Origin of the sequence: Bosea sp. NBC_00550, from assembly GCF_026020075.1 — a bacterium.
GTDB lineage: Bacteria > Pseudomonadota > Alphaproteobacteria > Rhizobiales > Beijerinckiaceae > Allobosea.
On record NZ_CP102772.1, the window covers coordinates 4,565,030 to 4,577,892 of the forward strand.

Annotated in this window: 9 protein-coding genes; 4 read left to right on the top strand and 5 right to left on the bottom strand. The window is 69.0% G+C overall.

Annotated elements, in window-relative coordinates:
- Window positions 1-160: 160 nt before the first annotated feature.
- Window positions 161-3,262 (bottom strand): bifunctional proline dehydrogenase/L-glutamate gamma-semialdehyde dehydrogenase PutA, encoded by a 3,102-nt coding sequence (gene putA / locus NWE53_RS21810; protein ID WP_265051441.1) that lies wholly within the window; start codon window positions 3,260-3,262, stop codon window positions 161-163.
- A 125-nt stretch (window positions 3,263-3,387) separates the two neighbouring features.
- Here putA and NWE53_RS21815 point away from each other — a divergent pair, with 125 nt between their 5' ends.
- From NWE53_RS21815 to NWE53_RS21825, 3 genes are all read left to right on the top strand, one after another.
- Complete coding sequence (locus NWE53_RS21815) at window positions 3,388-3,846, top strand: Lrp/AsnC ligand binding domain-containing protein (RefSeq protein WP_320109583.1); 459 nt, start codon at window positions 3,388-3,390, stop codon at window positions 3,844-3,846.
- A 106-nt stretch (window positions 3,847-3,952) separates the two neighbouring features.
- Window positions 3,953-5,011 carry an ABC transporter substrate-binding protein gene (locus NWE53_RS21820; RefSeq protein ID WP_265051443.1) on the top strand — a complete coding sequence of 353 codons (1,059 nt, stop codon included), beginning with the start codon at window positions 3,953-3,955 and terminating at the stop codon, window positions 5,009-5,011.
- 100 nt (window positions 5,012-5,111) lie between these two features.
- Window positions 5,112-6,725: an AMP-binding protein gene (locus tag NWE53_RS21825; RefSeq protein WP_442865049.1), complete on the top strand. Its 1,614-nt coding sequence runs from the start codon at window positions 5,112-5,114 to the stop codon at window positions 6,723-6,725.
- Here NWE53_RS21825 and NWE53_RS21830 read toward each other — a convergent pair.
- From NWE53_RS21830 to NWE53_RS21845, 4 genes are all read right to left on the bottom strand, one after another.
- Window positions 6,694-7,836, bottom strand: a complete 1,143-nt coding sequence (locus NWE53_RS21830; protein WP_265051445.1) for a GNAT family N-acetyltransferase — start codon at window positions 7,834-7,836, stop codon at window positions 6,694-6,696. The genes NWE53_RS21825 and NWE53_RS21830 overlap by 32 nt on opposite strands.
- Window positions 7,837-7,949: 113 nt before the next feature.
- Window positions 7,950-9,071 (bottom strand): CobW family GTP-binding protein, encoded by a 1,122-nt coding sequence (locus NWE53_RS21835; protein ID WP_265051446.1) that lies wholly within the window; start codon window positions 9,069-9,071, stop codon window positions 7,950-7,952.
- A 78-nt stretch (window positions 9,072-9,149) separates the two neighbouring features.
- A complete protein-coding gene (locus tag NWE53_RS21840; RefSeq protein WP_265051447.1) occupies window positions 9,150-10,046 on the bottom strand; it encodes a DMT family transporter in 897 nt (298 codons plus the stop codon).
- Window positions 10,047-10,053: 7 nt separating this feature from the next.
- Window positions 10,054-11,637, bottom strand: a complete 1,584-nt coding sequence (locus NWE53_RS21845) for a serine hydrolase (protein ID WP_265051448.1) — start codon at window positions 11,635-11,637, stop codon at window positions 10,054-10,056.
- Window positions 11,638-11,828: 191 nt separating this feature from the next.
- Here NWE53_RS21845 and NWE53_RS21850 point away from each other — a divergent pair, with 191 nt between their 5' ends.
- The gene (locus tag NWE53_RS21850) at window positions 11,829-12,734 is read left to right on the top strand and encodes a DMT family transporter (protein ID WP_265051449.1); all 906 of its coding nucleotides are present in this window, start codon (window positions 11,829-11,831) and stop codon (window positions 12,732-12,734) included.
- The last annotated feature ends 129 nt before the right edge of the window (window positions 12,735-12,863 follow it).

The following is a 12,863-nucleotide window of genomic DNA, read 5'->3' on the forward strand; positions in this document are numbered from 1 at the left end:
CCGGAACCCAGAACCGAGCCCTTCGTCGGAAGGTGACAGGATCAGAGCCCTATCCGGTGATCGCATCGGTTCTGGGTTCCGGGCCCAAGCGCTTCGCGCTTGCCCCGGAATGACCGTGGCGAATTGTCACTGCTCGCCATAACCTGCAGGCGTTGTCGCTTCACTCGCCCATCGCGATCAGGCTGGCATTGCCGCCTGCTGCAGCGGTGTTGATCGTCACGGTCTGTTCGGTGGCGAAGCGCATCAGGTAATGCGGGCCGCCGGCCTTCGGGCCAGTGCCCGACAGGCCGTGGCCGCCGAAGGGCTGCACGCCGACCACGGCGCCGATGATGTTGCGGTTGACGTAGATATTGCCGGTCGAGAGGCGCTGCGTCACCCGCTCCACCGTCGTCTCGATGCGGGAATGCACGCCGAGCGTCAGCCCGTAGCCGGTCTCGTCGATCTGACCGATCACCTTGTCGAGTTCGCCAGCCTTCCAGCGCACGACATGCAGTATCGGGCCAAAATGCTCGGCGGTCAGGTCGCCGACGCGGTCGAGCCTGATCACATGCGGCGCGACATAGGTGCCGCCGAGATCGGGCGCCTGGCCGGCCCAGGCGACGCGGCCCTGCTGGCGCATGGCGGCGACATGGCCGTCGAGGCGCTGCTTGGCGGCGGCGTCGATCACCGGGCCGATATGGGTGTCGACCTTGCGGGGGTCGCCGAGCTTCAGCTCCTTGGTCGCGCCTTCGATCATCTCGATCATCTTGTCGGCGACATCCTCCTGCACGACCAGCAGGCGCAACGCCGAGCAGCGCTGCCCGGCCGAGCGGAAGGCCGACATCACGACATCGTCCGCGACCTGTTCGGGCAGGGCGGTGGCGTCGACGATCATGGCGTTGAGGCCGCCGGTCTCGGCGATCAGCGGCACGATCGGCCCGTCCTTGGCGGCGAGCGCCCGGTTGATGCCGCGCGCCGTCGCGGTCGAGCCGGTGAAGGCGACGCCGGCCACGTCCTTATGCGCGACCAGCGCCGCGCCGGCCTCGGTTCCGCCGGGCACGAGATGCAGCGCGCTCGCGGGAATGCCGGCCTCGTGCAGGATGCGGATGGCGACGGCCGCGATCAGCGGCGTCTGCGGCGCCGGCTTGGCGACGACGCTGTTGCCGGCGACCAGCGCGGCGACGACCTGGCCGGTGAAGATCGCGAGCGGGAAGTTCCAGGGCGCGATGCAGATGAAGGGGCCACGACCGCGCAGGATCAGCCGGTTCTCCTCGCCGGTCGGGCCGGGCAGGGCCGTCGGGGCGGCGAAATGGGTCTCGGCCTCGGCAGCGTAATAGCGGCAGAAATCGACGGTCTCGCGAATCTCGGAGATGGCGTCGTCGATGGTCTTGCCGGCTTCCGCCTGCAAGAGCGCGATCAGCAGGCCGCGGCGGGCCTCCAGCAGATCGGCGGCGTTGCGCAGAGCTGCGGCACGGATGCGGGCGGGGGTGGCGTTCCAGGCGGGGAAGCCGGCCTTCGCGGCGACGAGAGCTCGTTCGGCCGTCGCCGCGTCGGCTTCCGTCACCTTGCCGATCGGCTTGTTGTCGATCGGCGAGCGTACGTCGCGTACCGCGCCGGGCTGCGGCTTGCCGTCGATGATCGGCGCGGCATCGGGGAAGCTCTTCGCCGCCGCGATCTCCTTCACCAGGGCGTCCAGGCTCTCCTCATGGCCAAGCTCGGTGCCGGCCGAGTTCTTGCGCGAGGGTCCGTAGAGATCGGCCGGGAGCGGAATGCGGCGGTGACGCGCGGCGCTCGGCGTGCCGATGATGTCGGCCGGCGCCAGCAGGAGCTGCGAGACCGGCACGTCCGGGTCGCCGGAGGCGCTGACGAAGGAAGAATTGGCGCCGTTCTCGAGCAGGCGACGGACGAGATAGGCGAGCAGGTCCTGATGCCCGCCGACGGGGGCATAGGTGCGGCAGGCATAGCCCTCGTTCTCGCGCAGCAGCTTCTCGTAGAGCGCCTCACCCATGCCATGCAGGCGCTGGAACTCGAAGTTTTCGGTGTTGCCCGCCATTTCCGCGACAGCCGCGACGGTGAGTGCGTTGTGCGTGGCGAATTGCGGGATGATGCGCGGCCGCAGCTTCAGCAGCTGCGCGGCACAGGCCTCGTAGTTCAGATCCGTCATCGCCTTGCGGCTGAAGACCGGATAGTCGGGCAGGCCGCGCTCCTGGGCGCGCTTCAGCTCGGTGTCCCAATAGGCGCCCTTGACCAGGCGGACCATCATGCGCCGGTCATAGGCCTCGGCCAGCCGGCCGATATGGTCGATCACGGCCGAGGCGCGCTTCTGATAGGCCTGGATCGCGAGGCCGAAACCGTCCCAGCCGTCGAGCGAGGGATCGGCGAAGATTGCATCGATCACGTCGAGCGAAAGCTCGAGCCGGTCGGCCTCCTCGGCATCGATGGTGAAGTTGAGGTCGTAGCCCTTGGCCTGGCGGGCGAGCTCGATCACCTTCGGCACCAGCTCGGTCAGCACGCGCTCATGGCTCGTCGCCTCGTAGCGCGGATGCAGCGCCGAGAGCTTGACCGAGATGCCCGGCCGGTTCGGCAGCTTGTCGTTGCCGGCCGAGCGGCCGATGGCGTCGATCGCGGCGGCGTAGGAGGCGAAGTAGCGGTCGGCATCGGCCTGCGTGCGCGCGCCCTCGCCGAGCATGTCGAAGGAATAGCGATAGAGCTTGCCGGTGCCGGAGCCGGCGCGCTTCAGCGCTTCCTCGATCGTCTGGCCGAGCACGAAATGGTTGCCCATGACGCGCATCGCCTGGCGCGTGGCGGTGCGCACCGTCGGCACGCCCAGGCGCTTGGCGAGGCTGCTGACGATGCCCGTCGGGGTCTCGCCCGGCTGGATGACGCGCGCGGTGATACCGAGCGCCCAGGCCGAGGCCGAGACGAGGAAGGCGTCCGACTTCGATTCATGGTTGGCGAAATCGCCCTGGCCGAGCTTGTCCTCGATGAGGCGATCGGCGGTGACGGAATCGGGCACGCGCAGCAGCGCTTCGGCCAGCACCATCAAAGCGAGGCCCTCCTTGGTGGAGAGCGAGTATTCGCGCAGCAATTCCTCGATGCCGCCCAGGCCGACCTTGCGGGTGCGGATCGCATCGATCAGGCCGGTCGCGCGCGCATCGATCCGAGCCTTGGCCGCGGGGTCGCGGCGGGCCGAGGCGAGCAGTCGGCCAGCGATGGCACCGTCATCCTCGGCGAAGGGGACGCGGAAAGACGGCACGGCGAAACGCGGGGCAGAGGCGGCCATGAAGGGCTCCGGATCTGTCAGACTGGATTATCTGAAGGATGAGGGATGATATCCCACATATCAATTGGCATTTACAACGCCATTCCCGTATCAATCTCTACAGAATGGCAATTCCATAGAGTTTCATCATGCTTGACAGGACCGATCGCCGTATCCTCGCGTTGCTCCAGGGCGACGGCCGCATCGCGGGCGTCGAGCTGGCCGAGAAGGTCGGGCTTTCGCCGACCGCCACGGGCGAGCGGCTGAAGCGGCTGACGCGCGACGGCTACATCACCGGCTATCGCGCCACGCTCGATCCGATGAAGCTCGGATTAAACCTCCTCGTCTTCGTCGAAGTCTATCTCGACAAGACGACACCGGACGCCTTCGAGCGCTTCGCCGCGGCGGTGAAGCGGGCGCCCGAGGTGCTGGAATGCCATATGGTGGCTGGTGGCTTCGACTATCTGGTCAAGACGCGCGTCGCCGACATGAATGCCTATCGCCGCTTCCTCGGAGAGGTGCTGCTGGCGCTCCCGGCCGTGCGCGAGACCCGGACCTATGCGGTGATGGAGGAGGTCAAGACGGACGGTGCCCTGCCATTGTGACGCAAATGCCGCCGCGTTGACGCCATTTCAACATCTTATGGTGTCAAGAAGCGTGGATGGCACGGATATGCCGTGCCGATGCCCGCAGGGCACTCAGAGGCCTGCCATGCCGATCGCTCCGTCCCGTCCGTCCACTGACCTGTCGCGCCGTGCGCTCGGGCGGCTGGCGATGGGGGCCGCGATCGCCGCGACAAGCGGCGGCATGGCCGGAGCGCAAGGCAATGCGGCGATCCGCTTTGCCCTGGACGGGCGCTTCGATGGGCCGTCGGCGCCGTTTCTGATCGCGCAGGAGAAGGGCTATTTCGGTGCCGAGGGGCTCGACGTCACGATCGAGCCGGGCACGGGCTCTCGCGCCATGCTGCAGCGCCTGGCGACAGGTGCGCAGGACGCCGGTTTCGGCGACGTCAATGCGCTCATCCGCTTCCGCGACGAGAACCCCAGTGCCGATCTCAAGGCGGTGATGATCGTCCACGACCGGCCGGGCTTCGCGATCGTCGGCCGCAAGAGCCGCGGTCTGACCGCAGAGCCGCCCAGCCTGGAGGGGCGCAAGATCGGTGCTGCCAGCGGCGATGCCGCGCTGGCGCAATGGCCGGTCTTCAAGAACCTCAACAAGATCGACGACAGCAAGATCAGGCTGGAAACCGTGGGCTACCCCGTGCGGGAGCCGATGCTGGCCTCCGGCGAGCTCGACGCCGCCCTCGGCTTCGGGCCCTCCTCCTATGTCGGCCTCAAGGCGCGCGGCGTGCCGGTCGACGACATCATCCTGATGGAGATGGCCGATCACGGCCTCCTGGCCTATGGCAGCGCCGTCATCGTCGCGGGCAAGCTCGCGGCGGAGAAGCCCGATGCCGTGCGCGGCCTCGTACGCGCCGTCACCCGCGGCTTCCGCGATGCCGTGGTCAATCCGGCCCTGGGCGGGCAATTGGTCCTGCGCCGCAATGAGGATGCACAGCCGGAGATCGAGCGCGAGAAGCTCGCCATGGTCATCGCGCAGAACGTGCTGACGCCTTATGTGCGCGTCCACGGCCTCGGCGGCATCGACCGGGAGCGCTGGTCGCGGGCGCTGGACCAGCTCGCGCTGGCAGGGAGCTTCCGCGACAAGGCACGGGCGGGCGATGCCTTCTCCGACGCCTTCCTGCCGCCGCCGGGCGAACGCATGTTCTGAGCGCATCCTGACGCACGGAAAACTTGCGCGCGCGGCGGGGTGACAGCCGGGAGCCGCCTGCCTATCGTGCCGCGCCTCCCGCTGGACCCACATCTTGAAATTGCCAGACCTGTCCGACTATGCCGCGCTGCGCGACGCTTTCCGCTGGCGCATTCCGGATCGCTACAACATCGCCGTCGACGTCTGCGACCGCTGGGCGGCAAGCGAGCCCGAGCGTCCGGCGATCATCGAGGTCTCGCAGGATTGGCTGGTGACGCCGGTCAGCTTCGGCTGGTTCCGCGAGCATTCGAACCGGCTCGCCAGCGCCCTGCGCGCACGCGGCGTCGGCCGTGGAGACCGCGTCGCGATCCTGCTGCCGCAGGGCCGGGCGGTCCTGGCGGCGCATCTCGCCGCCTACAAGCTCGGTGCCATCGCGGTGCCGCTGGCGGCGCTGTTCGGCGTCGATGCGCTGGCCTATAGGCTGGAGGATTCCGGCGCGAAGGTCGTCGTGACCAATGATGGAGGTCTCGCGAAGCTCAGCCAGATCGCGCAGCCCCTGCCGGAACTCTCTCTGCTGATCTCCACCGACCGAGCGGATGGGCGCGCGGAAGGCTTGGACGCGCTGCTTGCCGAAGGCAGCCCGGATTTCGTGCCCGCCGAGACGACGCCGGACGACCCGGCACTGATGATCTATACCTCCGGCACGACGGGCAATCCGAAGGGCGCGCTGCATGGTCACCGCGTCCTGCCCGGCCATCTGCCGGGCGTGCAGATGCCGCACGAGTTCATGCCGCGCCCGGGCGACCTCGCCTGGACGCCGGCCGACTGGGCCTGGGCCGGCGGATTGCTCAACATGCTGCTGCCGGCGCTGCATTTCGGTGTCGCCGTGGTCGCGCGGCCGGTGACGCGTTTCGAGCCGGAGGAGGCCTATCGCCTGATCCAGGATCTCGGCATCCGCAACGCCTTCGTGCCGCCGACCGCGCTCAGGATGCTGCGCGGCGCCGGCAATCCGCGCGGGCGTTACCAGCTGCATCTCCGCACGGTCGCGGCGGCCGGCGAGGCCCTCGGTGCCGAGACGCTGGCCTGGGGGCGGGAAGCGCTGGGCCTGACGATCAACGAGGCCTATGGCCAGACCGAATGCAATCTCGTGCTCGCATCGAGCGCCGCCATCGGCGTGAGCCGGCCGGGCTCGATCGGCAAGGCCGTCCCCGGCCACGAGGTCGCGATCATCCGGCCAGACGGCATCGTCTGCACTCCCGGCGAGGAGGGACAGATCGCGGTGCGCCGGCCCGACCCGGTGATGTTCCTCGAATACTGGCGCAACCCCGAGGCCACGGCGGCGAAGTTCATCGGCGACTGGATGATCACCGGTGACGAGGGCGTCCAGGATGAGGACGGCTATGTCCGCTTCATCGGCCGCGACGACGATGTCATCACCTCGTCGGGCTATCGGATCGGGCCAGGCGAGATCGAGGATTGCCTGCTGAGGCACCCGGCGGTCGCGCTGGCGGCGGTGGTCGGCAAGCCCGACGCGCTGCGCACCGAGATCGTCAAGGCCTTCGTCGTGCTGAAGCCTGGGCAGGGCGGGTCGCCGGCCCTGGTCTCGGAGCTTCAGAACTTCGTGCGCGCCCGCTTGTCGGCCCATGAATATCCGCGCGAGATCGCCTTCCTCGGCGAACTGCCGATGACGACGACCGGCAAGATCATCCGCCGTGTATTGCGGGCCGAGGCCTGAACAGCGACTGGCCGACCCGCCTGCTGATGCGGGCCGCCAGATCGGCCGGGGTGCCGGCGCGCCGATGGCTGAGGCGCAGCGTCGCGAAGCCGTCGCTTTTGGCTCCGAAAACCGGCAGGCCGCCAGCGAGCCGGATTTGCCGCGACGGGGCTGTCTTGCGCATCATCGCCAGGAGCAGGGCCAGCGGCCGCGCCCGAGCCAACTCGTCCTCGTCGGCGGCCAGATAGAGCCAGCTCGCCGGAGACCGGCCGATCGTCAGCGCTGCCGCGATCGGTATTTCATCCAGCATCAGCAGCGCGATCCGGCAGAGCTTCTGGCGGCTGAGGCTGCGGCTCATGCTGCGCAGGAAGGCGGCCTCGCGAATGTCCTGCAGGGTCGCGCTGCCGGTCCGCCCACGCCGGCCCGAGGCTTCGAGCGCGAGCAGGATCTCGGCGGCGTCGCGCCGGCCGGCGAGCGTCGAGGGCTCTTCCAGACGCAGCGTTCCATGCGCCTCGAACGCGGCCCGGGCTTCTCGGAGGTTGGTCGGGGCCGTAAACTGCGCGTCCGGCCGGCCAAGGCTGTGCCAATCCGCCAAGAAGCCGTGCCTGCGGGCGAGGCCCGTGAGCGCCGCGGCGAACGGGCCGCCCGGGTCGATCGCGTGGAAGGTCAATCCGGCCGTCGGCCCCGCCTCACCGCGCCAGGCACGCAGCAGCGCCGACAGCGCCGGCGCCACGAAGGTGGCGTCGATCAGCGGCGTGCCGTTGAGCAGGCGCGGATCGGCGAATTCGTCGAGGGCCTCGGCCGCGAACAGACGCTGGCGCCTGCGAAAGGGCGCGAGGCCGATGAGCCGGCGCGGCTGGCCTCCGGGTCCGCCCTGCCAGAGAAGCATGAGCGCGACATCGCGGAACGAGACGAGATGCTGTGCCGCCGCCAGTGCAAATCCCGGATCGAGAAAAGGGTTGGGCTCGATGGCGCGGGTGGCGAGATCGGCCCATTCCCCGATGATGTCGGCACAGGAGCCGAGCGGGCGGATCTCGCAATGGACCGCCGTGCCGGGATGCAGTCGAGGCGGGCTCGATGCCGTGGTGGACATGGCGGCGCCCGTGCCCGCCAAGGCCATGATCTCGCTCATCCGATCCTGCTCCCGATGCATCGTTCCGGCGCATGGCTGTGCCGGATTGGCGAGAAACAGGCATGTGCCTCGCCGCGCGAGGGAACAGGTTCAAGAAGCGCGCCGCGGCGTTCTCAGTGGTGATGCGCCGTTTCGGCTTGCTCCGCCTGCTGGCCGAGGAAGGCGGACCAGAGGCGCTGCACGGTCTCCTCCTCGATATCCTTGACGATGAGGACGAGGCGCGAACGCCGGTCGGCATCGGGCCAGCCTTCGAGCTGGATGGGCGGGTGCAGGATCTGCTGCACGGCATGGACGAGCAGCGGACGGCCCGGCTGCTCGGCGAGATCGACGAGACCCTTGAGCCGCAGCAGCCGCGGTCCGTGGATCGAGCGCAGCAGCGTCCAGAACAGATCGAAGGTGCTTTGCGCGACGGGACGGTCGGCCGTCAGGGCGAAGGCGCGGATCGCCTCGTCGTGACGGTTGACGTCATGCGGGTCCTGCCCGTGGTGATGATGGTGGTCATGACCGTGATCGTGGCCATGATGGTCGTGGCCGTGATGGTGATGGTCGTGCCCGGATACCGTCGTTTCCGCCAGCCAGCGTCGCAGAGCCGCCGGCCGCCGCGCCAGATCGTAGAGGCTCGCGCCGACGAGGTCGCTCGCGGGCGCGTCGGGGAGCAGGATCTCGACGCCCGGGTTCAGCGCGCCCAGACGCCTGCGCAGCGCATCGGCCTCGGCCGGCGTCGCGATATCGGTCTTGGTCAGGACGAGGCGGTCGGCGGCGACGACCTGCCGGCGCGCCTCCTCATGCTCGTCGAGCGTCGCCATGCCGTTGACCGCATCGACGAGCGTGGCGACGCCGTCCAGCCGGAAGCGCATGGCGAGATAGGGGTGGTTGATCAGCACGTTGAGGATCGGTGCGGGATCGGCGAGCCCGGTCGTCTCGATGACGACACGGCTGAAGGCTCCGATGCGGCCATTGTCGCGGCGGCGCAGCAGGTCCTCTAGCGTCACGATGAGGTCGTCGCGGATGGTGCAGCACAGGCAGCCGGATTCGAGGAGGATCATGTTCTCCTCGACGCCCTCGACCATCAGATGGTCGAGCCCGACCGCGCCGAACTCGTTGACGAGCACGACTGTGTCGGCGAGCGCCGGGTCCTTCAGGAGCCGGTTGAGCAGCGTCGTCTTGCCGGCGCCGAGGAAGCCGGTGAGCAGCATCAGCGGAACGGGGGCGGGGCGGGCGGGGGTGCCGGTCATGGTCTGTCGTCCGGTCCGATGCATGGTCAAAGGTTGGATCGCCATCATGCGTCCCGTGACGCAAGAGCGATGCGGCCTTCAGGCGGGCACGACGCTCCGCCTTGAATGTTCTAATATTACATTAGTGACCAGCGCCACGATGACAAGGGCGCCGCCGCCATACTGCAATGGCCCCAGCCGCTCGGCCAGGACGATGGCCGCGATGGCCACGGCGAAGACCGGCTCGGCGCAGAAGGCGAGGCCGGCCGGTCCCGGGGCGATCCGTGCAAGGGCGAGGATCTGCAGGACGAAGCCGATGATGTAGCCGCCATAGGTGATGGCGATGGCGATCGGCGCGAGCAGGAAGGTCTGCGGCGGAAGCAGGCCGCCGGTGATTGCCAGGATCGCCAGCGTCACCGGCAGGATGACGACATGCGACCAGAACAGCTTTGGCAGCGTCGCGACCTGCGCGCAGCGGGCGGCGGCGAAGAACTGCGCGGTCGCGCTGAGGCTGGCGAGGAAGGCGAGGGCAAGCCCGCGCGGATCGAGCCCGTGCAGGTCGGGCCCGACGACCAGGGCGACACCGAGGAAGGCGACGAGCGCGACGGCGAGCCTGTCGGCCCGGAACGGCGCGGAGGTGAGGAGAGGCTCGGCCAGCACGATGAGGATCGGGAAGGTGTAGAACACCACGGCCGCGACCGAGACGGGCACGAAGCTGACCGAGGAGAGATAGGCGATGCCGACGAGCGCGGTGGCGAAGCCGAACAGCAGGACCGGCTGCCTTTCGCTGCGTGCGAGCCTGAGCGAGCCCCGCCACACCAGCGCCGTGCCGCCGACGAGGATCAGCATCAGCAGCACGCGATAGAAGACGAGCAGGGGGCCGCTGAGGCCGGCCTGTCCGGCGATCTGCGCGCTGACGATATTGGTGCCGAAGGCCGCGGCCGAGGCGAAGGCCAGCAGCAACCCGTTACGTTCGCTCGCCGGCCTTGTGTCCAATCAGGCCTCAGGCGTCGCTGGCGGGCTTGGCTTTCGCCTTCGCGGCGGGCTTCTCGGCCGGCGGCTTCACGGCGGCCTGCGATGGCCGCGGCTTGGGCTGCGGGATCGAGGCTGCGGGCGTCTTGCCGGGCTGGGGCTTTGCGGCCGGAGTCTTGGCAGGCTGCGTCTTGGCCGCCTGCGCCTTGGCGTTGCGCGGTGCCGCCTTGATGCCGGCGGCTGCGCCCGGCCGCAGGCTCGCTGCATTCGCGGCGCCCCGCTGGACCGCGCCCTGGAGCCGCAGCGGGCCGCCCTCGAAAGCGTCGGTGGAGGGCTGGACCGGGGTATCTGCCGGCGCGAAGGCCGTGGTGCGGCGCGGGATCGCGCCATTGCTCGACGCGGTACGCCGGGTCGGAGTGGCAGCGAGCCCGGCGGCGATCGGAGCGCCCGGCTCGATCGTCGGGGCGGTGCCGCGCGCGACGCGCGAGTCCGGCTGCGCCGTGACATTGGCTGCGAGCGGAGCCGAGGCGGAGCCGGCGGTGCGCCCGAAGGAGACCTGGATCGGCACGACCTGCGCCCGCTGGCCGAGGATGACGCGCCCGCGCGGCGAGCGCGTCGCGACCGTGCCGGCCGACTGGGTCGCGAAGGTCCCGAACCGGCCGCCGTCGGAATCGTTGCCGGCCGCCGCCGCTGCCGATGCCGAGAGCGGGCCGGAGAGATCGGCATCGTCGGCCAGTGCGACGCCGCCGCCGCGACGGCGGACATCGTCGCAGATGTTCGGCGCCCGCGTGCCGCTCGGTGGCATCGAGGCGACATTGTAGCCCGTGCCGCCCCAGCGGCCGAAGCTTTCGTCGAGAATCTGGGCTGCCTTGACGGTTCGCTCAACGCCGGAGACCGAGCCGAGCACCACGGCGATCAGGGTGCGGCCGCCGCGATTGGCGGTGGCGACGACGTTGAAGCCGGAGGCGCAGGTGAAACCGGTCTTCATGCCGCCGATGCCGGAATAGCGCCCCACCAGGCCGTTGGTGTTGTGCATCACCTGCTTGCCGAGCTGGACGGCCGAGGTGTTCCAGTAGTCCGAATACTGTGGGAAATCGTGCATCAGCGCCATGGCGAGGATGGCGAGGTCATGCGCGCTGCTCTGCTGGTCGGGATGATCCCAGCCATTGGGATTGACGAAGCGGGTGTCGCGCATGCCCAAGCGCTGCGCCTCGGCGTTCATCATGTCGACGAAGGTGCCGACATCGCCGCCGACGCCCTCGGCCACGACATAGGCGATGTCGTTGGCCGATTTCACCATCATGATGCGCAGGGCGTTGTCGAGCGTGACCTCCTGCCCGGCCCGGATATAGACCTTCACGCGCGGCTGGCTCGCGGCCAGCTTCGAGGCCGGGATCGCCGTCTCCAGGCCGATGCGCCCCTCCCGCACTGCCTTCAGCGCGAGATAGATCGTCATCATCTTGGTCGTGGAGGCCGGGCGCCAGGCCTGCGTCGCGTTCTCGCTGGAGAGCACCTCGCCGGTCGATGCGTCGACGACCAGACTAGCCCCGGCGAGGGCGGGACCCGTCACGGCGAAGGTGAGGGCGAGGGCGGCAGCGCAGCGTGAGAGGATCATCGGGCGGTCTTGAACCTGTCTTGGCGGGTGGCGAGGACGGCGCAGGGTTCAACGCGATGCATGCGGCGATTTCGAGACGGCGGGCAGAATTGTCCGCCCATGAACGCATACCTACCCCTAGCCGAGCGATTTGCCTAGTCGCGCAGGCCGGTTCAAAAGCCTAGGCCCGTCTTGCTTTCCCAAGGCTTACCGTGGCTTTCGGTCTTCTCTGGATTCCCGCGACCATCGTCGCCTCGCTGCTGCAGACCGCGCGCAACCTCGCGCAGCGCTCGCTCACCGACATCATCGGCGTCGTCGGCGCCACGCAGGTGCGCTTCCTGTTCGGCCTGCCTTTTGCCGCGCTTTTCCTGCTCCTGGCCTGCATCGGGCTGCAGCGCCTGCCGCCCGCCATCGGCATGGCGTCCCTCGGCTTTACGCTCTGGGGCGCGTTGACGCAGATCGCGGCGACGGCGCTCATGCTGGCGGCGATGCGCGAGCGCTCCTTCGCGGTGACGACGGCCTATACCAAGACCGAGCCCGTGCAGGTCGCGCTGTTCGGTGCCGCGCTGCTGGGCGATGCGCTGACCCCGCTGAAGTTCCTCGCCATCGCGATCGCGACGGCCGGCGTGATCGTGGTGTCGTGGAAGCCGGGCGAGAAGCTGACCCGCGCGGGCATGCGCCCGGCCGTGCTCGGCATCGTCTCCGGTGCCTTCTTCGCCCTGTCCGCCATCGGCTTCCGCGGCGGCATCCAGGCACTGCCGGAAGGCGGCTTCCTGATCCGAGCCTCGACCATCCTCGTGCTCGGCCTCGGCCTCCAGACCGCGATCCTGACGCTCTATCTGCTCGCCGCCAATCGCGACGCGCTGATCCAGAGCCTGAGGAACTGGCGGCGCTCGCTCTCGGCCGGCTTCCTCGGTGCCGCCGCTTCGCAGTTCTGGTTCATCGGCTTCTCGCTGACCACTGCCGCCAATGTCCGCACGCTCGCCCTGATCGAGGTGCCGCTGGCGCAGATCGCCTCGCGTCGCCTGTTCTCCGAAGGCACCAGCAAGCGCGAGATACTCGGCATGGCGATGATCGTCGGCGGCGTCGGCTTGCTGCTCTCGGTGGCATTGCGATGAGCGGAGCGGCCGGCTAGTGCTGAACAAAAGCCCGTCAGCCGATCCGCGCACGGCCATCATGCGCGGATACCGGCTTGCCGGGCGGAGCAAGGCTGCCAAGATATAGTGTAGCTGCACATTAAGGGAGAA